At 37.0% G+C, this 23564-nt stretch carries 20 protein-coding genes and 3 pseudogenes; 14 read left to right on the top strand and 9 right to left on the bottom strand.

Translation table 11 applies throughout. From position 1 onward, the window contains the following. Positions 1–110: 110 nt before the first annotated feature. Positions 111–1817: a hypothetical protein gene (locus ACFINM_RS06595; protein ID WP_375621097.1), complete on the bottom strand. Its 1707-nt coding sequence runs from the start codon at positions 1815–1817 to the stop codon at positions 111–113. 353 nt (positions 1818–2170) lie between these two features. On the opposite strand from ACFINM_RS06595, the gene ACFINM_RS06590 reads away from it, so the two are divergent. From ACFINM_RS06590 to ACFINM_RS06555, 8 genes are all read left to right on the top strand, one after another. Further along, a complete protein-coding gene (locus ACFINM_RS06590; RefSeq protein ID WP_375621096.1) occupies positions 2171–3943 on the top strand; it encodes an SLC13 family permease in 1773 nt (590 codons plus the stop codon). 574 nt (positions 3944–4517) lie between these two features. Beyond that, on the top strand, positions 4518–5189 hold the full coding sequence (locus tag ACFINM_RS06585; protein WP_375621095.1) for a tetratricopeptide repeat protein: 672 nt from the start codon (positions 4518–4520) through the stop codon (positions 5187–5189). 4 nt (positions 5190–5193) lie between these two features. Further along, positions 5194–6618 carry a ribosome biogenesis GTPase Der gene (der, locus tag ACFINM_RS06580; protein WP_375640940.1) on the top strand — a complete coding sequence of 475 codons (1425 nt, stop codon included), beginning with the start codon at positions 5194–5196 and terminating at the stop codon, positions 6616–6618. A 1040-nt stretch (positions 6619–7658) separates the two neighbouring features. Continuing rightward, positions 7659–8093, top strand: a complete 435-nt coding sequence (locus ACFINM_RS06575; protein ID WP_375640939.1) for an AtpZ/AtpI family protein — start codon at positions 7659–7661, stop codon at positions 8091–8093. A 7-nt stretch (positions 8094–8100) separates the two neighbouring features. Further along, positions 8101–8859: a F0F1 ATP synthase subunit A gene (locus ACFINM_RS06570; protein WP_375606478.1), complete on the top strand. Its 759-nt coding sequence runs from the start codon at positions 8101–8103 to the stop codon at positions 8857–8859. Between the two features lie 54 nt (positions 8860–8913). Next, positions 8914–9144, top strand: a complete 231-nt coding sequence (locus ACFINM_RS06565; protein ID WP_005773968.1) for a F0F1 ATP synthase subunit C — start codon at positions 8914–8916, stop codon at positions 9142–9144. Positions 9145–9286: 142 nt separating this feature from the next. Then, positions 9287–9853 carry a F0F1 ATP synthase subunit B gene (locus ACFINM_RS06560; protein ID WP_375621093.1) on the top strand — a complete coding sequence of 189 codons (567 nt, stop codon included), beginning with the start codon at positions 9287–9289 and terminating at the stop codon, positions 9851–9853. An 11-nt stretch (positions 9854–9864) separates the two neighbouring features. Next, positions 9865–10359 carry a F0F1 ATP synthase subunit B gene (locus ACFINM_RS06555; RefSeq protein WP_375629554.1) on the top strand — a complete coding sequence of 165 codons (495 nt, stop codon included), beginning with the start codon at positions 9865–9867 and terminating at the stop codon, positions 10357–10359. Positions 10360–10483: 124 nt separating this feature from the next. Here ACFINM_RS06555 and glyS read toward each other — a convergent pair whose 3' ends face one another. From glyS to ACFINM_RS06535, 4 genes are all read right to left on the bottom strand, one after another. Continuing rightward, positions 10484–12706: a glycine--tRNA ligase subunit beta gene (glyS, locus tag ACFINM_RS06550; RefSeq protein WP_375621091.1), complete on the bottom strand. Its 2223-nt coding sequence runs from the start codon at positions 12704–12706 to the stop codon at positions 10484–10486. After that, positions 12706–13647, bottom strand: coding sequence for a glycine--tRNA ligase subunit alpha (locus ACFINM_RS06545; protein ID WP_375621090.1), 942 nt, complete (start codon positions 13645–13647; stop codon positions 12706–12708). Before ACFINM_RS06545 ends, glyS begins: the two co-directional genes overlap by 1 nt. A gap of 91 nt (positions 13648–13738) precedes the next feature. Then, positions 13739–15433 (bottom strand): tetratricopeptide repeat protein, encoded by a 1695-nt coding sequence (locus tag ACFINM_RS06540; RefSeq protein WP_375612092.1) that lies wholly within the window; start codon positions 15431–15433, stop codon positions 13739–13741. Positions 15434–15528: 95 nt separating this feature from the next. Continuing rightward, positions 15529–16605, bottom strand: a complete 1077-nt coding sequence (locus tag ACFINM_RS06535) for a polyprenyl synthetase family protein (protein WP_375621088.1) — start codon at positions 16603–16605, stop codon at positions 15529–15531. A gap of 179 nt (positions 16606–16784) precedes the next feature. On the opposite strand from ACFINM_RS06535, the gene ACFINM_RS06530 reads away from it, so the two are divergent. The 6 genes and pseudogenes from ACFINM_RS06530 (at position 16785) to ACFINM_RS06505 (ending at position 21396) form a co-directional block, all read left to right on the top strand. Continuing rightward, positions 16785–17573, top strand: coding sequence for a tRNA1(Val) (adenine(37)-N6)-methyltransferase (locus ACFINM_RS06530; RefSeq protein WP_375629548.1), 789 nt, complete (start codon positions 16785–16787; stop codon positions 17571–17573). 191 nt (positions 17574–17764) lie between these two features. After that, a complete protein-coding gene (locus ACFINM_RS06525; RefSeq protein ID WP_375612095.1) occupies positions 17765–18613 on the top strand; it encodes a S49 family peptidase in 849 nt (282 codons plus the stop codon). 237 nt (positions 18614–18850) lie between these two features. Continuing rightward, a complete protein-coding gene (locus tag ACFINM_RS06520) occupies positions 18851–19759 on the top strand; it encodes a 4-(cytidine 5'-diphospho)-2-C-methyl-D-erythritol kinase (RefSeq protein ID WP_375640938.1) in 909 nt (302 codons plus the stop codon). Positions 19760–19957: 198 nt separating this feature from the next. Then, on the top strand, positions 19958–20593 hold the full coding sequence (locus tag ACFINM_RS06515) for a ribonuclease HII (RefSeq protein WP_375640937.1): 636 nt from the start codon (positions 19958–19960) through the stop codon (positions 20591–20593). Between the two features lie 205 nt (positions 20594–20798). After that, positions 20799–21079 (top strand): annotated as a pseudogene (locus ACFINM_RS06510) (type II toxin-antitoxin system RelE/ParE family toxin). A gap of 17 nt (positions 21080–21096) precedes the next feature. Continuing rightward, entirely contained in the window at positions 21097–21396 is a 300-nt protein-coding gene (locus tag ACFINM_RS06505; protein ID WP_375621084.1) for a HigA family addiction module antitoxin, read from the top strand. Positions 21397–21452: 56 nt separating this feature from the next. Here ACFINM_RS06505 and ACFINM_RS06500 read toward each other — a convergent pair. The 4 genes and pseudogenes from ACFINM_RS06500 to ACFINM_RS06485 all read right to left on the bottom strand — a co-directional run. Then, positions 21453–22355 (bottom strand): annotated as a pseudogene (locus ACFINM_RS06500) (tyrosine-type recombinase/integrase); the annotation flags it as partial. A 135-nt stretch (positions 22356–22490) separates the two neighbouring features. Next, positions 22491–22658 carry a hypothetical protein gene (locus tag ACFINM_RS06495; RefSeq protein ID WP_375621083.1) on the bottom strand — a complete coding sequence of 56 codons (168 nt, stop codon included), beginning with the start codon at positions 22656–22658 and terminating at the stop codon, positions 22491–22493. Between the two features lie 103 nt (positions 22659–22761). Beyond that, positions 22762–23208, bottom strand: a pseudogene (locus ACFINM_RS06490) (DUF488 family protein). 71 nt (positions 23209–23279) lie between these two features. After that, the coding region (locus ACFINM_RS06485; RefSeq protein ID WP_375640936.1) for a hypothetical protein at positions 23280–23564 on the bottom strand (285 nt) is incomplete at its 5' end.

Raw genomic sequence — 23564 nt, 5'->3', positions numbered from 1 at the left:
TTCTCTGTATAAATGACTCTGTGTGATACCTTCTGTATCATATAAAAGAAAAAAGAGGAATAAAGTTCTTAATTTATAGGTAAGATCATCATGTTTAAAGCACAAAATGTTTAAGGTGATGTTTCATTTTTAATAGTGAGATGTACTTTGCTTAAAGCCTTGGATAGATCATTTTGTAGAGCAGATTCGAGATCAACTATTGCGAGACCTTTATTATCGTTTGCTTTAATTTTAACGATCAATGTTTGTGAATTTTTAGCAAATTCTCCTAAGGATTTTGAAATTTTTTCTGCTTCGTCATGATTTTTTATAAGAATTTTTGGGGTCTGCGTCATCATTAGATAGAAATCGTCATAAAGTTCCTTTTTTAGATCATGTTGGCTGTCATTAAGGTTTTGCGCAAGATAAGAAAAAAGCTTATCAATGAAACCTGCATCCGTATATTGTATATTAATTTCATTGATGCCAAGGTCTTGAGACGCAGCAATCATTATATTTTTCTGACCAGAAAAAAGCTTTTCATCAACATCAATAACCTTAGCAGATATGTTCCCAGATCCAACGTTTTTCATATTGAAAGACATTGTATCAAGAAAGAGCATACGTTTTTTTTCATCGTAAGAAATATCAATTTTTCCTGAAACATTAAAGCGCTCAAGATTGATTTTTTTAAGCAAATTTAAGTCTTTTTCATTCATTTTTTTAGGTAAAACGGAAAGGTTATTGAGAGAAAGAAAAAGCTTTTTAGGGATAGGCTGTTTCCACAAACTTGGTTTGAATTGGAATGATTCGAGCGTTGCTTTCAACTGCGGTATATCAACGGTGATATTATCAACTTTGGCATCCGCTGAGGTAATGGCGAGCAGTATGTTTAGAAGAAGACCATTTTGTGCTACTTTTTCAGCGATTTTATTATTCTCTTTTCTTGCATTAAGATAAGCTTTGATTAATTTTTCAGGAGTTTGTTCAAGCGGTTTCATCTTTAAACCAGATGTTTTAAACTGTCCAAGGAAGAAAGAGCTGTTTTTTTCTGCCTCTTCAAAAATATCGACACTTATATTATTCAAAGAAATGGGGCCAGTAACGGTTTTACCTTGATTGAGAGCATTGTTTTTTCCAAAAATGATAGAGTAGGCATAGTTGATATCGATATCATGGGCTTTTATTGTATCACTTTTAGCCATAAGTTGCATCTGTTTGGCACCATTTGCTACGACCGTTTTAAGATCCATATTTTTGATACTAACTGAATGGATATGGTTATTTCTAAAATCAGAAAGCTGGAAATTCTTGATTTCAACCGTTTCTGTTCGGTTATTTTTATTTTCTATAGAAAGTTGTATATTGGGAGCAATAATTGAGGAAAGCTCAATACGCATCATTGATTGTAAAAGACGTGATGTTATCGTTCTATCCTTTTCTTTTAAGGATACATTCCGAAGAGAAATTTGGGGAATTTGCACGTGAATATTATTATGCTTTAAATCAACATTATAAAATGTAAAAGTTCCGGGAATAAAGGAAAGAGGAGGACGGGCAGAAATGGCACCAATTTTAAGTGATGTACCAGCTGGAACAGGTAATGTCACATTCTTCAAATTGATTTTACCTAGAATGCTTACTTCAGATGTTTCGGCTTTTATGGAATGACGGGCTATTTCTTTTCTTACAAAACTGTCAAGATAGGGTTTTGCAATATAAAATCCACCAACAATTATAATTGCTAAGATAGCAACAAATCCAATAATGCAAGTGAGCCAATATCTGAGGTTACTTTGATACCCACTATTAAGATTGACCATTCTTTCTTCTTTCATTTTTACCACTCTTGAATTGAGAGTGAAGATAAATTCTTTTAAGCAACGACAAAGGTTTAAATATAGCGTGTACCAGTTTCAACAATTATCTACTCTCTATATTAGAGTTATTCTCATCTTTTTTACAATATAGCTTTATCAACTTTTATCAATTTTCTTTGGGTTCAGCACTTTATAGAAAAGCACGCATAATAAGGAGAGGCAAGTTTATGCGCATCATAATTTTTTATCACTTTAAAATTATCCTAAAATATTTCGATGTCTGCTTTTATCTTGCTGCTGTTTATAGGAATATTTAAAACATAAAAAATATGTTCTTGTTCATTATAATTTAATGGGGAGAGGTAAGTGTTATGACAGAAAATCAAATAATGGCTTTTTCGATCATTGGTCTCATGATGGTTGTTTTTATTTGGGATCGATTTCGTTATGATCTTGTTGCTATTTGTACTTTATTAATAGCTTGTGCCCTTGGTCTTGTCAGTCCGAAGGAAGCTTTTAGCGGTTTTAGTAATGATATCGTTATTATCGTGGGGAGTGTGTTTGTTGTCAGTACTGCTGTATCTCGCTCTGGTATAATGGAATTTATTATCCAACGGATATGGCCAGACGTGAAATCGGTGCGTCTTCAATTAGCTTTTTTGGTTCTTTCTGTTGTCGTATTATCAATGTTTGTTAAAAACATTGGTGCTTTGGCGATTATGCTTCCGATAGCTTTTCAGTTTGCACGTCGTTCTCAGGTTTCTCCTTCTGTCTTTTTGATGCCCATGGCCTTTGGTTCTTTGTTGGGGGGGCTTATGACACAGATAGGAACATCTCCCAATGTTGTTATTTCAGCGATGCAAGAACGTTTAGCAGGAACACCTTTTACTATGTTTGATTTTACACCAGTTGGTGCGGTTGTTGCGACGGCTGGTGTTGTATATTTGGTTCTTTTTTATTGGCTTTTGCCTGTGCGTGTGCGTTCGGGTGTATCGTTTGATGATGCCATTGATATTCGTAATTATGTTGCAGAAGTACATATTCCAATAAATTCACCGATTGTGGGAAAAAATATTGTTGATTTGGTTAAGCCATCAAGTGGTGATGTTATGGTGATTCAAATCATCAGAAACAAAGTATCTATTTCACCATTACCAGATTTTGTTTTGTCTGAAAATGATATTATTTTGCTGGAAGGATCACATACAGGGTTAGATAGCGTGATGAACTCTGCTCGTTTAGAGTTTTCTAAGGGGCGAACTATTGTTGCAGGTGATAAGGACAGTGATATTGATATTATTGAAGCAGTCATTACCCATAATTCACCTCTTATCGGTATTAGTGCGAAAGAGTTTTCTTTATTTGATCGCTATAATGTAAATTTGCTTGCGTTAAGTCGTCAACATGAAAGGGTGCGGGGAAGACTTGATGATATTATTTTCCATCTTGGAGATGTGATTGTTTTGCAAGGACAGGATGCAGTTATTCCAAATTTATTAAGAGAATTGAAATGCTTGCCCCTAGCAAAACGAAATATTGTGTTTGGAAATTTACGACATGGTTTCATCTCTTTAGCTGTTTTATTTATAGCAATTATTTTTACAGCTTTTCATATTGTTCCAGTTGCTTTTTCTTTCTTTTCTGCTGCTGCTGCAATGGTGATCTTTCGTGTTTTGCCCGCGCGTGATCTGTATCAGGCATTAGATGGCCCAATATTAGTGCTATTAGCGGCTCTTATTCCAGTGAGTGAAGCGTTAGAGAAAACAGGATGTACTGATCTCATTGGTCAATGGCTGAGCCAATTGGCAATATTTTTCCCGCCATCCGGTGCTTTAGCGCTTATGTTGGTGACAGCTATGTTGGTCACGCCATTTTTGAATAATGCAGCAACAGTGATGATGGTAGCACCAATTGCGTCAAGTTTTGCTCATTCCCTTCATTATAAGCCTGAAGCTTTTTTGATGGCTGTTGCAATTGGTGCGGGCTGTGAGTTTCTTACACCTATTGGACATCAAAGTAATATGCTCGTGATGGCGCCAGGAGGATATCGTTTTAGTGATTATCCACGTTTGGGTGCTCCATTGGCGGTGTTGATCGTTATTATTGCTGTTCCAATGCTTATGTGGGTTTGGCCCTTACAATAGGATATTTTTAGAAACTTTAAGGATCAATTATAAAAGGTTGTTAATCGTATGAAGATAAGTTGAAGGGATATACTTTATATAAAGAGCTTTAACTGAAGATTTGGAATTATACCACACTGTAATCATGGCGCTTCGGTATTTTGGATACAGATAAAAATTTATCTATTTGGTTTTAGTAGATATTCATGGAAATTTACTGTTTATTCAAGTTTTTTCAAGAATTGGTTTTTCTATTATAAATTGTATAATCCAATACAACCAACGATTGCGGTTGAAGACTTTAAAAGATTATCCCTCTATATAATGGAGAGAAAGTTCGCTTGAGATGATAGGCAATCATGATAAATATTAAGGCAGTGAATTTTTCATAATATGTAAAAGCTGTAATGTGAACAAACAGGGTGCTTACATCATTTTCGATTAAGACTGTTGCAAAAATCTGATTGAATTGGCTACATGTTGATTTAAAATAAATAAACGAGTAATTTAAAGATTTTTAGTTAATTAGGGCTACCATCTTTATCCATTTATGCGTAAAAGCACAGGTGAAGTAACTTTTTTCAAGGTATGATATATGTCGTATGATAGTTTTATTGCTGAAGTGAATGCAGAATTTCGTCAGGAAAAGGCGCTTGCTTTTTGGAGACGGTATGGTTTTTCAATTATTGGAGCAGCTATTCTTTTTATATTCATGATAGTTGCTTATCAAGTTTATCATCATACACAAATAAAGAAAGCTAGTTATATTGGTGATGCATTTGTAAAGAGTCTTGATCTTGTGGATACACGTGATTTTGATAAAGCGATAAAGCAATTAGAAACTGTTAAAACCTCTCATTTTGGGGGATATCCTTTTCTTGCTCGTTTACGTGAGGCTTCTTTACTCATGGAGAAAGGTGATATTATTAAGTCAGTGGAGATCTTTGATTCTGTTGCAGCGGATGAGAAAGCACCGCAGATTTTGCAGAAAGTTGCAAAAATTCGGGCGGCTTATATTCTGGTTGATACAGGGACATTAGCTGATGTTGAAAAGCGCATTAAAGATATGGCAAGTGATACCGATCCTATGCGTATGTCTGCAAGAGAAGCTTTAGGCTTAGCTGCTTATAAGGCGGATAAAATGGATGAGGCGGTTTATTATTTTAAGAAAATTTCTGAAGAAGGTTCTTTGGGTTTAAAAATAACAGATCGGGCTCGAATGATGCTTGAGCTTATACAAGCTGAGGGCAAGACAAATAAGGAATAAATCGATGAGCCTTACCATTGCTATCGTTGGTCGTCCCAATGTTGGGAAGTCAACGCTATTTAATCGTTTGGTTGGGCAAAAATTGGCTTTGGTTGATGATAAGCCTGGTGTAACACGTGATCGGCGTATTCATGCGGCAAAACTTCAAGATCTACGTTTTGATGTGATTGATACGGCTGGGCTGGAAGAAGCAGGTGATCATACACTTGAGGGGCGTATGCGTTCTCATACAAAAGTTGCAATTGATGAAGCGGATCTTATTTTATTTGTATTTGATGCAAAGAGCGGAATAACACCAAGTGATTTAAATTTTTCTTCATTGGTTCGCAAATCAGGAAAGCCAATTGTGCTTGTTGCCAATAAGTCTGAGTCAAGAGCGGCAACAGGAGGAGAGTATGAGGCGTGGTCATTAGGTTTGGGGGAGCCATGCCCAATATCGGCTGAACATGGTTTGGGACTTAGTGATCTGCGTGATGCAATTATAGATGCTGTTGGGTCAGAGCATGTTTTTGGCAACAACAAAGAAGAAGATAGAATGATACAACCTACATCTGTTGGTGATGATGTAAAGGATTTGGACGAAGAGGAGCTTATTTACGATGAAAGTAAGCCCATTAGGATTGCAATTGCGGGGCGTCCCAATACAGGAAAATCCACTCTTATCAATAGTATGTTGAAACAAGAGCGATTGTTAACAGGACCAGAAGCAGGACTCACGCGTGATTCTATTTCTGTAGATTGGGAATGGCGTGGTCGTCATATTAAACTTTTTGATACTGCAGGTTTACGTCGAAAGTCGAGAATTCAAGAAAAATTAGAAAAACTATCTGTTGCAGATACTTTGCGTGCTATTCGTTTTGCAGAAGTGGTGGTCATTGTTTTTGATGCAACGATACCTTTTGAAAAGCAGGATTTACAAATTGCTGATCTTGTGATTCGTGAAGGGCGTGTTCCAGTTATTGCTTTCAATAAGTGGGACCTTATTGAAAACAGTCAGACCACATTGATTGATTTGCATGAAAAATGTGCGCGATTTCTTCCTCAAGTTCGTGGTTTGAGAGCTGTTCCTTTATCAGGACAATATGGTCAAGGGATTGATAAACTGATGGAAAATATCATGATGATGCACCGTGTATGGAATCGTCGCATTTCGACGGCTAAATTGAACCAATGGCTTGGAACTGTTGTGGCACATCATCCACCTCCTGCGGTTTCTGGACGTCGACTTAAGGTTAAATACATCACACAGGTTAAGACACGTCCTCCTGGATTTATGATTTCCTGCTCGCGCCCCAAAAGTATGCCTCAGTCGTATTTGCGTTACCTTGTCAATGGGGTACGTGAAACATTTGATATGTCTGGTATACCCATTCGCATATCATTACGAGCCTCTGATAATCCTTTTGCGACACGTTCTAAGAAGAAATGATAACTCTTTAATTTTTTAAGTGAATGAAATCTATACTTAAGAATCTTAAAAATAAGTTTTTTCAATGATCTTTCTTTTCATAAAATTAAAATTTTATTTGCTAAAGTTTTAATTTTATTGATAATCACTTATTTGCATGGCATGAGAAGAGTGTGATAGGGAGTATTTAAGAAAGAGTACATAATCTTCTTAATGGGTTATTTAAGTGCAAGAATAGATGCAATATGAGGGTAGGGGAATATAATTATGATGCTTGTTTGAAAACAGCATTAGATTATCGTTTCATAAAAATAAAGCTTATGAATAAGCGCTTTTGCTTACGGTAGTTTGTCTGAATAAAAAGCAAAAATATTTGCTGAATCTACGGATATTCAATTGTAAAGAACGAAATTCATAAAAGTGGATTAAAATTGTATAAAGTAGTATGGTAATCGTGTTTAAATTTTATTGTGTTTTATTGGCTTAATCTATTTGAAATTTTGGATTTATTAATATTTTGTATTTAAAGGACCTTCTCTTAATACCCTCAAGCTCATTTCGTGATGTGGTCTGTAATGGCGGATGTAAAATACTTTGCGAATAGGATCATATAGAAACCATTGATTATTATCATTTCCATAAACTAAAAAGTGCAAGTTTATTCGAATGAAAGGGGAAAATTAACGCTCTCATACTGTTTTTAGCTTTCTATGTTCTCTTTCAAAACTAGGACTGATATAACATTGGGAGTCGGAAAATAAGATGGTATTAGTTTACACCTTTTGTTAAGCGTAAAAATGGTTGTTCTATGAGTTTTATATTATTCACGTGAACTTTTCGTTATACATTCACGGGTGCTGTCGTGAAATCGGTTTAGGTGCTTGGAATATCTTTTTAAGAAAGCATGTAAATTGAAAAATACGTTATTTCTACAATAAAATTTATACGATAACTTGTGATAGATTTCTTTTAGTATCTTGACGAATAAATTCGGGAACAATATGATGCACACGGTTTTATGAAATGTATTCTTATGTTGCTTTTTAATTAAGGAGCCAATGATGGCGATGGGCGAGAAACCCGTTATGAGCCGTAAGGAGGCTGAAGAGGAAAAGCAAGGAGAGTGTCTTCATTCAGAGGATTTGGAATGTCGTAGTAGGAACTTAAGCGTAGCTTTAGTGCGCAAGCAAGCATTAAAGAAGCAGGAGCATAGGAATAAGCGGGAAAAATCACAAGGAAGGATGGCAGGTGCAATTAAGCTTTCCAGTGAGTTTCTGGCAAGTATTATAGTTGGTATTGTTTTGGGGGTGGGGTTTGATAAGTTAGCAGGTTCATGGCCGTGGGGATTGGTATTTTTTCTCTTCTTTGGATTTGCTGCTGGTGTATTGAGTATTCTTCGGTCTGTGGGGTATGTTTCCTCCAGTCAATTAGGAAAAAAAGGCGTATTGCGCCAAGATAAACAAAATAAAGGGGCCAATGAGAGGTCCGATAAATGAGGTTGAAGTGACAGCGCACGCTCCAGATCCTATTCATCAGTTTGAGGTTTTAAGGCTGATTAAGATTTCCATAGGAAATATGGATTTATCGTTTACAAATGTATCATTGTTTACAGTCCTCACGGTTGTTGTAACTTCTATTTTTCTCTTTATTTCATCATCGAGTCGTGGATTGGTTCCAACGCGGATGCAGTCTCTTTCGGAAATGGCATATGAATTTGTAGCATCGACTCTGCGGGAATCATCTGGTGTGCAGGGAATGCAGTTTTTTCCTTTAGTTTTTTCTCTGTTTACTTTTATTTTGGTTGCTAACTTTATTGGTCTCTTTCCTTATTTTTATACGGTTACGTCTCAAATCATGATCACGTTTTCGTTAGCAATGGTGGTAATTTTGACGGTGATTGGTTATGGCTTTTATAAGCATGGGGTCAGTTTTTTGAAATTGTTCGTTCCCAGTGGAGTTCCTGTTGTGGTTTTACCTCTGGTGACAATGATTGAGGTTATTTCTTTTCTCTCCCGTCCAATTAGTCTTTCTCTTCGTCTTTTTGCGAATATGCTTGCTGGTCATATTACGCTTAAAGTGTTTTCTGGATTTGTTGTTTCAATGATTGGGGTAGGACTCGTAGGTGTGGGTGGTTCGATTTTACCGCTTATTATGACTGTAGCAATTACTGCTCTTGAGTTTTTGGTCGCATTTCTTCAGGCTTACGTCTTTACGGTTTTAACTTGTATGTATCTTAATGATGCAATTCATCCAGGACATTAATAGAACTGGCGGTTTTCCGTCGAATAATGCAATTTCGCTTTAAAGGAGAATAACATGGAAATGGTGCTTGCAGCAAAATATATTGGCGCTGGTCTTGCTTGCTTTGGTATGGCTGGAACAGCTTTAGGACTTGGTAATATTTTTGGTAGCTATCTTTCTGGTGCATTACGAAATCCATCAGCAGCAGATAGTCAGTTTGGACGTCTCGTCTTTGGTTTTGCTGTAACAGAAGCTTTGGGAATTTTTTCATTGCTCATTGCTTTATTACTTCTTTTTGGGGTTTAATCATCATCAAAAGGGTATGTCTGTTCTTTCATGAGGAAAGATTTACCCTTTTAGCTCTTAACAAGAGAGATGCCAGAAAGGTGTTTGTCAGTTATCATCGGTTATAGAGTGCTTTAATAAGCTATTTAAAGGATGAAAAAAGATGTTTGTTTCAAGCGCTTATGCACAGAACACTGAAACGTCGATAGAACATATTAAAAAGGTGGCAGAGCATGCAAATCGTGTGTTTCCGCCTTTTGATTTTGTGCATTTTGGTTCGCATTTTTTCTGGTTGGCAATTTCTTTCGGACTTTTTTATCTTTTTATCTCCCGTGTAATTGTACCACGTATTGGCGGTGTTATTGAAACACGGCGAGATCGAATCGCATCTGATTTAGATCAGGCAATGCGCATGAAGCAAGAAGCAGACATTGTTGTTGGAACTTATGAGCGGAAATTAGCAGAAGCGCGTTTGAACGCGCAGGCTATAGCGCAGGTAGCTAGTGAAGAATTAAAAGAAAAGGCAGAGCTTAAACGGAAAGAAATTGAAGAGAGTCTAGAGAAAAAACTCGCAGATGCTGAAAAACAGATAACAAAAATTCGGGATAAAGCGATGCAAAATGTTGGTTCTATCGCTGAAGAAGTAGCTCTTGAAATTGTGAAAAAATTGATTGACGTTGATATCAGCAAAGAGGCTGTTCGTTCAGTTGTTAAAACTGCGGATTATTGAGGAAGACAAAGATGACTGATACTTTTTGGGCATTTGTTGGGTTAGTTCTTTTTTTGGCTCTTTTAGTCTATTTCCAAATTCCACAGAGGGTTATACGCCATCTTGATGCGCGTGCGAAACGTATCAAAGATGAACTGGATGAGGCTCTGCGTTTTCGTGAAGAGGCACAGGAAATATTGGCTGAATATCAACGCAAACATGCAGAAGCAGAAAAAGATGCGCAAGAAATTATTGCAGCAGCAAAGCATGAAGTTGAATCTGTTATTGCTGAGGCCCGTGCAAAAGCAGAAGAATATGTAAAAAACCGCAATAAATTGGCAGAACAAAAAATTGCCCAAGCAGAAGCGGATGCAATACGCATGGTTTCTTCATCAGCGATTGATTTGGCAATTTCTACAGCACGTACCCTTATTGCAAGGGAAATAGATTCTAATAAGGCAGATGAACTTATCAAAGAGTCTCTTGAGAAAGAATCATTTATCAAAATGAAAACATATCTTAATTAATGATATTTGAGAGATAAAGAACAGTCTCTTTGGTTGCATAATTTTCTCAATATTAATTAATAAAAGTCATAAAAAAGAAAAAACTATCTTCATTATTTTTATCAGTTAATAGGGTATTTTGATTTTAAATGACAAGTTTTGAGAAGTCTGCAACCGATTGTGTAACAATGTGAGTGCGTTTGAGAAGAGCAAGACGGTTAGCACGAACATCAGGTTTTTTATCATTCACCAATACTTTTTCAAAAAATATATCAATCAATTTTCCAAGTGGCGCTAGCACACTGAGTGCAAATGATAAATTTGTTGCATTGATGGGAGCAAGAACCTTTCTTTCTACTTCACAGATTGCATGATAGAGCTGCTTTTCTTCTTTCTCGACAAAGAGCTCAGGATTAATTACATTCGCTATTGTTGTGCTTTTTTGAAATTCATTTTCAAGAATATTGGCAGTACGTTTTACAGAGGCTACAAAGTTCATTCCATCATGGGTGTTGATAAAAGCGATAAGGGATTCGACACGACGTGCAACCAATAAAAAATCATCAGAATCTTTATTTAAAACGGCTTCAAGGGCATCGTAACGAGCGCCTTCCTCTTTTAGATAGATTTTCAGACGGTCATGAAAAAAGAATAACAGATCTGATAAAATATATTCTGTTTTTTCTGGAATCAGATTCTGCAATTGTGAATTTTCTCTTTGAGAGATTTCATATTTATTTTTTTGTTGTAAGAAAAGATTCGTTGCTAACTGGAACAGCGGCATAAGATTGATTTTCCAATCTCGCGAAAGTACAAGCCTAATAATTCCCAATGCTGCTCGTCTTAACGCATAGGGATCTTTTGAGCCCGTTGGTTTTTCATTAATGAGCCAAAAGCCAACGAGCATGTCAATTTTGTCGGAGAGCATAACGGTTATAGCAAGTGGTTCTTGTGGAAGACGATCTGTTGGTCCTTGAGGTCTATAATGGTCTTCGATTGCTACAGCTACGCGAGGATCTTCCCCTTGAAGAAGGGCGTATTTTTGCCCCATAACACCTTGTAGTTCAGGAAATTCTCCGACAATTTCTGTTTGCAAATCAGCTTTTGCAAGGATGGCTGCACGTTTTGCTAAAAGAGGATCTGTTTGTATCAAAGGGGCAATTTCTTGTGCGAGTGCAGCAATGCGTTCTACCCTTGCTCCTTGTGTACCTAATTTAGCATGAAAAGTTACATTCAAATGATCAAGTCGCGCCATTCTTTGATCGAGAGGTTTTTTTATATCAAGTTGAAATTTTTTTATAGAAGATTCCAATTGTTGAAGATCAGGCAAATCACGCTGATCGGTTTGCCAAAAATGAAGTGCATCAGAAAGACGGGCACGGACAACCTTACTATTTCCTTTCGAAATTTCTTTGCCTTCATCATTTGCAAGAATATTAGAAACGAGAATAAAATGATGAGAAAGTTTTACTTTTTCTCCTTGTTTACGGGTGACAAAACATTTTTGATTGGCTCTAATGGTCAAACGAATAATTTCTGGAGGAATATCAAGGAATGATTTGTCAAAATCACCCATCAGGATAACAGGCCATTCAACAAGACCAGCAACTTCTTCTAGGAGGGGATTATCTTGAACCAATTCTAAACCGTTTGCAAAGCAGAGATTTTGGGCATCAGCTAAAATAATATTCTTTCGTCTTTCGGCATCCAGAATGACTTTATGGGTTTCAAGTTGAGTAACATAGTCATCAAAGCGGCGCACTTGAAATGGCTCTCCATCACTTAAGAAACGATGACCATAAGTTAAATTATTGCTTTTAAGAGAACCAATTGTAAACGGAATAACATGTGTTTCACCAATTTCTGGTCCGAAGATGCAAAGAATGTTTTGTAAAGGTCTAATCCACTTCAAAGTACCACTTTGTGCTGAATCTTTTCCCCAACGCATAGATTTCGGCCATGGAAAGTTGCGGATAATATCCGGTAAAATATCGGCAATAATTTCTTCTGCAGCTCGACCTTTTTTAACAATTTTAGCAATATAAAAATGACCTTTTTTATCATCATGTCCAATATGCGCTTCAGAAACATCATTTAATCCTGTTGCACGTAGAAAACCATCAATTACATGCTGTGGTGATTTTATACTGGGACCTTTGCGTTCTTCATGGACATCTTTGGAGCGTGTGGAAAGTCCGCGTATGTCCAATGTTAGCCGACGAGGTGTCCAATATTCACGAGCAGCTTCATAGATCAATCCAGCATTCACAAGTTGATCTGTAACAGATTTCTTAAGATCAGCAGCAGCTTTTCGTTGCATACGTGCGGGGATTTCTTCACTGAAAAGTTCAAGAAGAAGATCAGACATTAGGCTTCTCCAGTATATATTTGTCCAGCTTCTGTGAGTAAGAAGGCTTCCCCACAACGGCGCGCAAGATTACGAACGCGAAGAATGTAATTTTGTCGTTCGGTTACAGAAATAACGCCACGTGCTTGCAAAAGATTAAAGATATGGCTCGCTTTAATACATTGATCATAGGCAGGAAAAACACAGCGATGGAATACATTTTCTTTATTTGGTTTTCCAGCATCAAGAAGTGCGCTGCATTCGCGTTCTGCATCGATAAAGTGCTGATGGAGCAGTTTTGTATCAGCAAATTCGAAGTTATAATATGAGTATTCCTGTTCTGCTTGTAAAAAAATATCTCTATAACTTATTTTGTTTTCTCCCTCCAAACCATTAAAGTTAAGGTCATAGACGTTATCAACCCCTTGGATATACATCGCTAGACGCTCAAGACCGTATGTGAGTTCCCCTGAAACAGGAGTGCATTCAATGCCGCACACTTGTTGAAAATAAGTAAATTGAGAGACTTCCATTCCATCGCACCAACATTCCCATCCAAGCCCCCAAGCACCAAGAGTGGGACTTTCCCAATCATCTTCAACAAAGCGAATATCATGCAGTTTTGTATCAAGCCCGATAGCTTGTAGCGACTTTATATAAAGTTCTTGTAGATTGAGCGGAGAGGGTTTGAGAAGCACTTGGAATTGATAATAGTGTTGTAAACGATTTGGATTCTTACCATATCGGCCATCTGTTGGACGTCGAGAGGGTTGGACATAAGCAACTTTCCAAGGGCGTGGTCCTAGAGAGCGTAATGTTGTTGCTGGATGAAAAGTCCCAGCTCCGACTTCCATATCGTAAGGTTGCAAAATTGCACACCCATAGTGTGCCCAATAATTTTGCAAAGTTAAGATTAGTCCCTGAAAAGAACGTTTGGGGTTAAGATGTTCAGGCAGTTTCACGCTTTATACTCTTTATATTGAACTAAACAAAAAACAAAGTAATTTTAGTTTCTCTATTTATTATTTCATGTGGTTTATGGTTAAGCATCGTTTATTGCAAACCAAATTTCAACTTTTCTTGAATTTGTTCAGAATTTTCTGGTTTTCCGTCAATTGCGTGGTTCCATTGAAAGATTGCTTCACGTTTACGCCCAACTTTCCAATAGGCATCCCCTAAATGATCATTTAGTGTTGGGTCCTCAGGTTGTAATCTGACAGCATTTTCTAATATTTGCACTGCTTTATTATATTCTTTTAGTTTATAATAAGCCCACCCTAAAGAATCGAGAATATGACTGTTGTGAGCTTGTAAAGCAGAGGCTTTTTGTAGCATACGGAGCGATTCTTCAAGCTTCTCACCACGTTCCACAAGGGAATAGGCTAAATAATTAAGAACCTGCGGTTGATTTGGGAAAAATTCAAGTGATTTTCGCAAGTCAAGTTCTGCTTTTGGCCATTGCTTTAAACGTTCAAAAGCAATACCACGCTGATAAAAGAGTTTCCAATCGTCCTGCTGAAAGTTTTTTATCTTTGTAATAGCGTAGTCTAGAGTTTTAATGGCCTCAAGAAATTTATTATCCTGCATATAAAAAGCAACGAGCGTTATCAAAATATTACGATCATTGGGAAATTTTTTATTTAACAATGTGAGTAATTTTATTGCTTCTTTGTAATTGTTGTTATTGGCAAGAAGGAATGCAAGATGAAGTTGTCCATCTTTATAATAAGGAGATTTAGGGGATAAAGCGCGATAAAGTTTAATTGCTTGATGTGGATCGTTCAATTTAGCAGAAATGTGTGCGAGCTGAAACAGTGTTGCGTCATTTTGAGGGTATAATGCGAAAGATAATTGCTTAAAAATACGTGCAATTCGCCCCGAGTTTTTGTAGTTGAGGGCTGTTCCAAAATTATATAATACCTCGGCTGCTCCTTGTTGAGGTGTTTTAATAACTCTCTCTAAGAAAGAATTTTTTTCAATTTTTTCTTGAAAGTTTTTAAGGACTTCTCGACCTGACAACATTTGTTCGCCATGCTGGATTGTTTGAAGAGCTTGGTTGCGCATATTATGGCGCAATTGGAATGAGGCATAGGCTATGATAATACGCTCATAAGTATTAGGAGCGATAAGAGTTCCCTGTTTGTTACTCAGTGCTTTAATGAAATATTTTTTTGCATCCTTTGGCCGTTCTGCAAGGTCGCTCATAAGTGCTAGATGATAAGATATAAAAAGATCATACCAGACAGGACCTTTGAGTTTCTTAAGATCATCGATTGCCTGAGATTTTTGTCCAGATCCAAATGTAATCCAAGCGCCGATGAGTTCAGGTATTGGATTATTGGACGTAGGAAGTTCCTTTAATTTCAGAAGAGCCTTGGCATTCTTATAATCTTTTTTGATGAGACTTTCTACTGACAAAGTTAAGGAAACAAAGGGAGTTATAACATCGTTCTCTTTGAGTTTTTGGGCTTGTTGGACAGCTTCTTTAAAGTTTCCGACCGAGAGCATAGCTTCAAGGAGCTCTTTTTGTGTTTCAATGTTATCAGGTTGATAAACCAGTGCTTGTTTAAAATAATTGATAGCAAGTTCTGTTTTATTTTCATGATTTGCAACCCTTCCAGCTAAATAAGCACCTGTAAATGAGCTTGTATGAGTTGCTGCACTTATTTTACTGTAGGTGAGGGATGGCATCAGCATGATACCCACGATAAAGAGGGCAAAAAGTCGAGATACCGTTGCAGAGCACATGGAGCTAATCCTTTTCAAGATAATCAATTGATGGTGTTGTTTATAGATCATATCTCATTACTGTGTTGAGAAATACTGCGATTCTTGCAAAGAATTCAGTTTACGCGCGCAATACAAAATTCAACAGTCTCAACGAGAGCATTATAAGCAAGATTTTCATTCATGGGAACAAGAGCATCAATTGCATATTTTCCATAGATGCGTGCTTGTTCTATTGTATCTGTGATACTATCATACTTTTCCATTAAGTGTTGCGCGTGTGCGAAGGATTCATCATTATTATTGCCATCTTCAAGCGCTTTTTTCCAGAAATCTTTTTCTACCATATTCCCACGCTCATATGCCAGAATAACAGGCATTGTGATTTTTCCTTCTCTAAAATCATCCCCTATATTTTTTCCTAAGTTTTGAGCACTACCGCTATAGTCAAGTGCATCATCAATTAATTGGAAAGCTAAACCTAAGGATGTTCCATATTCACGTAATGAAGAACGCTCTTTATTTCCATAGCCAGCAATAATGGGTCCTACTTCAGCGGCTGCTGAAAAAAGTGCTGCTGTTTTTGCATTGATGATTTTGAGATATTCTGAAGGGCTGGTTTTTATATTTTTTGCGGCAGAAAGTTGCATAACTTCTCCTTCAGCAATAATTGCAGCAGCGTTGGCTAGGACAGAGAGCGCTTCTATGGAACCGACATCGACCATCATTTTAAAGGCCTGGCCCAATAGGAAATCACCAACAAGTACACTTGCTTGATTCCCCCAAATCATCCGTGCTGTAGATTTTCCACGTCGTAAATTACTTTCATCAATCACATCATCGTGTAGTAATGTTGCTGTATGCATAAATTCAACAGCTGTTGCGAGTTTTATATGCCCGTCACTTTGATAACCGAACATATGAGCAGAAGCGAGCGTAATCATTGGGCGTAATCGCTTTCCACCTGATGAAATAAGATGGTTAGAAATTTCAGGAATCATCTCAACCTCTGATTTTGCCATAGAGAGAATAAATTGATTTACGCAATCCATATCTTTTTGAGTAAGATTGACAAGAGATTGAAGAGAAATTTGATTATTTCTTATTTGTTTTGGTTTGATAGCTGCACTCAATGTGTTTACTCCTAGAGTATTGCAATGGACATATATAAAATTTACTTTATTCATTAGCATAAAGGGGGTTTGGTTTTGACTCAAGCTTTTGATGTCGTTTAAAAGTGTTAGCTTGGAATGTTATTGGCAAGAAATGTTCTTTAGCGAGTGTAATTTTATTGTTATGAAATAATAAAAAATTTAAAATAGCAGCTGAATGGCAAAAATGCAGTTTATAAAGGTGAGCATTAGGCTTTTAAATGGATAAAGCAGCGAATCAGAGTGGTGAAACAATTGACAGTTTTCACCGCGGGAAATTTTATTTGGTTCAACCCCATAAATATGGTCATCGTTCTGGAATGGATGCGATGTTATTAGCTAGTTTGGTTCCAAGTGATTTAAAGGGCAAGGTTGTTGATTTAGGTGCAGGTGCTGGAGCTGCGGGTTTGGCTGTTGCTTCGCGTTGTCTGAAAGTTCATGTTACCTTAGTTGAACGTTCAGCTTTTATGGTATCTTACGCTCAAAAAACGCTTATGCTAAAACAAAATAAACAATTTGCTAGCCGAATTTGTTTGCTAGAAGCAGATGTTACCTTCAAAGGGATTGCCCGTATAAAAGCAGGTTTGATAGATAATAGCTTTGATTTTGCGATTATGAATCCGCCTTTTAATAATCCCACCGATCGTAAGACACCTGATAAACAAAAATCTGAAGCACATGTTATGTCTGAAGCAATGTTTGATAACTGGTTGCGGAGTGCAGCAGCTATTGTTAAGCCAGGTGGATACTTAGGGCTCATTGCGCGTCCACAATCGCTGTCAGATATCTTGCGTGCTTTAGAAGGGCGTTTTGGTGGTATTTGTATAATTCCTGTGCATGCTCGTGCGAAAACAGCAGCAATTCGTCTTTTATTTTACGCAAAACGAGGAAGCCGAGCAGCTTTATCTATTTTACCGGCATTGGTTATACATGAAGGTAATGACCATACTTTTTCACCCCGAGTTGATGCAATTAATAATGGATATATAAGCTTGTGGGAACTTTTCTAATAGTATCTTGTGTTTTTTAGTTTATTATTTAAAGTCTACACTTTGTTGTTAGGGAGGTTTGACTTTGGGTGAAATTATATTTCTGCTTGTAATGTGGGGATTGATTGGCGCTTTTGGATGTTATCGCGTTCTTCCTTTTTGTTGTCCTTGCCTATTTAATTGTTCTTAATTTATAAGGAGATTTTGTTTTGATGGATTTTATTAAAAGTTTTATTCCACGCCGTTTTTCTTCCGATAAACTTGAAATTCCTGTGGTGCGCCTTCAAGGAGCAATTATGGATTCATCAGCATCTATATCTCGTACCCTTTCCCTCAGTAGGTGTGCAAATCTTTTAGAGAAGGCTTTCGCACACAAAAAGTCACCGGTTGTTGCACTTATTATTAATTCTCCTGGTGGTTCACCTGTACAATCGCGTTTTATCTTCAAGCGCATTCGTGACTTGGCAGAAGAAAAAAATAAAAAGGTTCTTGTGTTTATTGAAGATATTGCAGCATCTGGTGGTTATATGATTGCTTGTGCAGGGGATGAAATTTTTGCAGATCCTTCTTCAATTGTTGGTTCCATTGGAGTGGTTTCAGCTTCCTTTGGTTTTCCGGAACTTTTGAAGAAAATTGGTATCGAACGGCGTGTCTACACAGCAGGAAAGAACAAAGTTACATTAGATCCATTTCAGCCAGAAAAAAAGGCGGATATTGAGCATTTGAAATCTCTCCAACTTGAAGTGCATCAAACTTTTATCGATTTGGTTAAAGAACGGCGTGCTGAAAAATTATCAGATGATTCGAATCTCTTTACAGGAATGTTTTGGAGTGGAAAACAAAGCGTTGGGCTTGGTCTGGTTGATGGATTGAATGATGTACGTTCTGTTATTAAGGAGCGCTTTGGTAATGATGCAAAACTTCGACTTATTATGCCTCCAAAAAGTTTTTTAGGACCTAAAACGCCTTCAGGAGTGACGGCACATACGGTTTATACAGTCGTTGATAGTGCATTGATGGCAGCAGAAGAGCGAGCTCTTTGGCAGCGTTATGGTTTGTGATGGAAAGGATCATTCAAGCCAGAGAGATTTTATCTAAAAACAGATGCTAGAAGGAAAAAGGCTTGCAATGATACGAATGAGAACATGTCATTTATTTTGTATGAGAACTCTTTATATTTATTGTTTTTTTAGAAAACGATTAAGAATATTCCAAGCTGTTTATAGGGCTCGTGCTAAAAGTATGGGTAAAAGGGGGGAATTTTTAAAAGAACCCTATGTAAGTGAATATTAGGTCATATGATATCAAATGTACAAACTTCGTTCCAAAGACATTCCTATTTATTTACACCTATTAAATTGAATTTAGCTTTACATGTTGTGGGGCAACGTGCTGATGGGTATCATTTAATAGAAAGTTTGGTTTATTTTAGTCTTAGTGGTGATTGTCTACACTATGCACCTTGTGAAAATAATCAGTTTGTTTTGACGGGGTGGTTTGCAAAAGGACTTGTTTCCCATTTAGACAATTTGGTTATTCGCGCACGGGACTTTATGCATAAGACTTTTCCGGAATGTGCTCAACCTGCTTTTTTTCGGCTTGTAAAAACATTACCTGTTGCTTCAGGCATTGGTGGCGGCTCAGGTGATGCAGCTGGGGTTATCAGCATGTTGCGTCAACAGTGGAATCTTGATTGTCCTTACGAAGAATTAGCAAAAAAGAGCTTAGTTCTTGGTGCTGATGTTCCCATGTGCCTTTGTGCATTAGAATATCAGCAGCCGCTTTTGGTTAAAGGAATTGGTCAAGAGATGATACGACTAAAAGAAGCTTGTTCATTAGCAATGGTATTGGTTAATCATGGACAAGAGATTTCAACACAAGCTGTTTTTAAAGCGTTAGAGAAGCGTCATAATCCTTCTTTAAAAATTAATACAGAGGCTTTAAAAAATGTTGATTTATTGGTTGAAGCTTTACAAGAAACGCGTAATGATCTTTTTTCTCCTGCATTAAAAATAGCACCTCAGTTAGCTGAAGTGTTATCTATATTAGATGAATGTGGGGCTCTTTTTTCCCGTATGTCTGGAACGGGAGCAACTTGCTTTGGCATTTTTAAAAATAAACAAACGGCGCAACAAGCAGCTCTTTTTATCAAATCAATGCACCCAAATTGGTTTGTAAAACCTATCATGACTTTAGGAAATATTTGATAAATAAATATAAAAGCTTTTATTTCATCATGATTTTATTATACATAATGAAAGAGGGTAACCAAAGAAATGTGTTTTTTATTTTTTGTGCAAGAATTCGTGGAATGTTTGAAGAGCCATTTAAAACTGTAATGCTTGCAAAAAATGATCAGGCTACAGAAATAGATGTATGTTTGTTGTATTTGTGATGTATCAAAGATGTTTAATTTGCCGCTTCAACCAAATTTTTCGTGCGAATTGGATTTGCAAAAACAGGGTTTTTGTCATATAGCAGGTGTTGATGAAGTAGGACGGGGGCCTCTCGCTGGACCTGTGGTAACAGCAGCGGTTATCTTGGATAAAGATTGTATTCCTAATGGGTTAAATGATTCAAAAAAACTTTCTTTTCTCCAACGAAATAGACTTTATCATGAAATTTTGCAAAGTGCATTAGCGGTTTCAGTCGCCAGTCTTTGTGCTCGTACAATTGATCAATCCAATATTAGAAAAGCAACTTTAGAAGCAATGCGTCGCTGTATTATAGGATTAGTCATTCCAGTCCACTATGTCCTTGTTGATGGGCGTGATATTCCTTCTGAGTTGTCCTGTCCTGCAATGGCGTTGATTAAGGGCGATCAGCGTTCGGTTTCAATTGCAGCCGCATCCATTATTGCGAAAGTAACGCGTGACCAGATGATGGAATGTGCAGGACAAGTTTATAAAGGGTATGGTTTAGAGAAGCATGTAGGTTATGCAACGCTAGCGCATCGTACAGCTCTTGATAAATATGGACCAGTTATAGGATTACATCGTTATAGTTTTGCACCACTAAAAGAGTGTAAAAAAGGCAATTAAAATCAATAATTTATTACAAGAGTAAGGGATTTTATAATCATTGATTCTGTTATGTTTTTTTGGGTGTCTATCCCTAACCTTTTTGAAGCTTTTTTATCACTTATTCCCATCCATTTTTTCCAGATATAGAATTAGATATTTCTAACATGGGCTTGACTCTTATTGTTATTAACCGTATAGCAACGATATACGATAAGGGGCGGTAATGGCAATTGTTAGTTTTAAATATAAGGGCTTAAAATTATTTTATACAACAGGTTCCACAAAGGCTATTTGATCAGATCACTTAAAAAATTACGCGTTATCTTAACGGCTTTAACAAGTGCTACTACGCCTGAAATGTTGAGAGCGCCTGCCTTTAAAATCCACCCTCTTAAAGGTGCTCTTACAGGGTACTATTATATATGGATGAATGGAAATTGGCGTGTTACTTTTCGCTTTATAGGAACAGATGTGGAGCTTGTTGATTATCAAGATTACCATTGATGAGAGGAATGAAAAAAATGACGCATAACCCCGCACATCCCGGTGAAGTTCTGAAAGTAGCTTTCTTAGAAGAAATGGGGATAACAATACAAAAATTAGCTGATCATCTCCATATGACAAGAGCTTCTTTATCAAGAGTGATTAACGGACATGCTTCTATAAGTACCGAACTTGCAGTGAAATTAGAATTAGCTGGTTTTAGTAAAGCAAAATTTTGGTTGGATATGCAAACAAACTATAATTTATGGCAAACAAAGCAACAGGCACAACCACCTATTTCTCTTCTTGTTTCTGATACACCTCAAACGCCGCTTTGACTTCGTTAATAATTTTGATGGTGCTTTGGTTTGTTTTTTAGCTTCCGCCCGTTGCTCTAGCTTTTTTGTAGCTTTTTGATTGCTTCTATTGCAAGTCGTTTTCTATCGGCTGTTTTGGTACAAAGGGATGCCATTTTATCTTCGGTCCAGCCAAAAAGCGCTTTCATTTGCGAAACTGTCGCACCAGCATTGGCTGCACGTGTTGCTGCTAATTTTCGCAATCCGTGCGCTGATTTTTTAATACCCGCCGCATTACATGCTTCACGAAAGAGGTTGCCAAAACTTTCTTTGACAAGCTTATTTCCACCTTTACCACAAATGAATGTTTCATCACCTATGGGACCAATTTTAAGGGTTTCCTCTAGTTTTGGTAAAATAGGAAGAAAAACATCTGTTTTAAATTGGCTCTTTTCTGTTTTGAGATAAATGATATTATCTTTGACGTCTTTCCAGCTGATACGAACGGTGTCATCACGGCGCGCGCACGCAAGCCTGTGAAAGAAGAACATCAATCCAGACGCGTTCATGTGTACCGTGTGACCAATGGTGATAATATTTGTCTATGTCCTCTTCTAGCTATGGCAGCAATCCCCCACTGTTTAAAGATTTTGGTGCTTTTATATTAAAGGCAGGATTTCTATTTAAAAGGGCATTATCAACCGTCCAATTAAAGAGATTGTTTAAAGAGGTCAAAAAATATTTTGCCGCTGCGAGAGTAGCTCGCCTTCTGTCTACGGCGTCAAGGATGTGGTGTTTTTCTATGCTTTTATGTGCACGATCAGCAATATTTTTAGAAACATTGTTCAGAATTCTATACTTAATTTTTTAGTAGTTTCTAATTGATTATGCCATTGCATGCTTTGTAAATACTGATGCAATAACCAATCGAAAGAGCCTTTTGTAAGTCTGTTTATTTTCTTGGAGATGCCATTTTGCGCTTGTTTAATAGCCAGCGTATATTTGCTCTGATGGAAATCAATGGACTGTCATAAATTTTAGCTTTTCCACTAATAAATGTACCACCGAAAACTTGTGCATCCCCAAAAACTTTGGCATAACCATAGACTTTTGCATCATCACTTATCCAGCAATTGCTATCGACTTAGATTGTCTTCTTTTTGTATAAAAGCGCCAAGATCACCTGCCTTTACATCTCCAAAGTCTCTCAAAGCACGGATGCAGTAAAGTGTAATGTATCCACCAACCTCAATTGTTTCATCAGTCAGTTCATATTTCTTTTCCTTGATTTGCGCAGAATTCACCCGTAGCGTGAATCATGCATCACTTAAAAGTTATTAGGAATGGGTAGGGGGCTGGGAGGCATATGGGCACTCCCATTTTTTAAAAATATGCAAATTTATTTTTTTAGATGTGCTTAATTTCATATTTCCAATCAGGCAATGGAATGAGAGCTAATGCGAGTTGTCCTCTATGACACATGCATACATTAGCTTCAAAACAGGTGATTGCAACGCGCTTTTTGTTTAAAAAAATTTGATATAATTTGTTTATTGCACAAGAATTATCCTTGAGAGTTGTATTTTGATAATCTTCAAAAAGGCGATCATAATCTTTTGTGTTTTCAAATTTCTTCGTTTTTCAGAGGCAATTCCAAGTTCAGGCATATGCCATATATTCAATATCAATGTTGTTTACAACTTTCTCTAATTGTCTTTTTGAAAATCCGTATTTTCTGCTTATTGGATTTTTACGAATATCATACAAAAGTTTAATATTATTTTTGATAAGTTGATTGAAATAGTCCTCAAAGGATTTTCTTTCATAGCCAATGGTAAAAAACAAAGCTCTCATCTTTAGCAGGCTGTATGATGATATGTTTGATGTTACACACGTTTAATTTCCTTAGTAAATAGGTGGGAGCTCTATGAGCGCCTCTTTCCAAAAGGGATAAATCCTCTAGCGATTATCATAGTGTTGTGGAGCAATCGGGCATCAAAGCGGGTGATGGCGGCTTTAATATCATTGTTAAAGACAAAACAACGCTGACCGGAGGCATCATTGCCAGCACCGCGCCGGCAGATAAAAACAGCCTGACCACTGGAAGCATTAGCACCAGTGATATCAGCAACGGTGCCCATGCTAAAGCCAGCAGCCATGGGTTTAGCCTTTCTGGGAATGACACGATAAAAAACATTGCCAAGAATGTT

This window comes from Bartonella sp. AA168HLJHH (assembly GCF_042197365.1).
GTDB lineage: Bacteria > Pseudomonadota > Alphaproteobacteria > Rhizobiales > Rhizobiaceae > Bartonella.
The sequence above is the reverse complement of the archived record's forward strand: the minus strand, read 5'-3'. Positions and strand labels throughout refer to the sequence as shown.

Coding starts and splice junctions, on each gene's coding strand:
- ACFINM_RS06555 (WP_375629554.1), top strand. CDS start 9,865: ATGACTGATACTTTTTGGGCATTTGTTGGGTTAGTTCTTTTTTTGGCT.
- ACFINM_RS06590 (WP_375621096.1), top strand. CDS start 2,171: ATGACAGAAAATCAAATAATGGCTTTTTCGATCATTGGTCTCATGATG.
- ACFINM_RS06575 (WP_375640939.1), top strand. CDS start 7,659: ATGGCGATGGGCGAGAAACCCGTTATGAGCCGTAAGGAGGCTGAAGAG.
- ACFINM_RS06515 (WP_375640937.1), top strand. CDS start 19,958: ATGTTTAATTTGCCGCTTCAACCAAATTTTTCGTGCGAATTGGATTTG.
- ACFINM_RS06535 (WP_375621088.1), bottom strand. CDS start 16,605: ATGCTAATGAATAAAGTAAATTTTATATATGTCCATTGCAATACTCTA.
- ACFINM_RS06505 (WP_375621084.1), top strand. CDS start 21,097: ATGACGCATAACCCCGCACATCCCGGTGAAGTTCTGAAAGTAGCTTTC.
- ACFINM_RS06595 (WP_375621097.1), bottom strand. CDS start 1,817: ATGAAAGAAGAAAGAATGGTCAATCTTAATAGTGGGTATCAAAGTAAC.
- ACFINM_RS06560 (WP_375621093.1), top strand. CDS start 9,287: ATGTTTGTTTCAAGCGCTTATGCACAGAACACTGAAACGTCGATAGAA.
- der (WP_375640940.1), top strand. CDS start 5,194: ATGAGCCTTACCATTGCTATCGTTGGTCGTCCCAATGTTGGGAAGTCA.
- ACFINM_RS06525 (WP_375612095.1), top strand. CDS start 17,765: ATGGATTTTATTAAAAGTTTTATTCCACGCCGTTTTTCTTCCGATAAA.
- ACFINM_RS06530 (WP_375629548.1), top strand. CDS start 16,785: ATGGATAAAGCAGCGAATCAGAGTGGTGAAACAATTGACAGTTTTCAC.
- ACFINM_RS06540 (WP_375612092.1), bottom strand. CDS start 15,433: ATGTGCTCTGCAACGGTATCTCGACTTTTTGCCCTCTTTATCGTGGGT.
- glyS (WP_375621091.1), bottom strand. CDS start 12,706: ATGTCTGATCTTCTTCTTGAACTTTTCAGTGAAGAAATCCCCGCACGT.
- ACFINM_RS06585 (WP_375621095.1), top strand. CDS start 4,518: ATGTCGTATGATAGTTTTATTGCTGAAGTGAATGCAGAATTTCGTCAG.
- ACFINM_RS06565 (WP_005773968.1), top strand. CDS start 8,914: ATGGAAATGGTGCTTGCAGCAAAATATATTGGCGCTGGTCTTGCTTGC.
- ACFINM_RS06520 (WP_375640938.1), top strand. CDS start 18,851: ATGATATCAAATGTACAAACTTCGTTCCAAAGACATTCCTATTTATTT.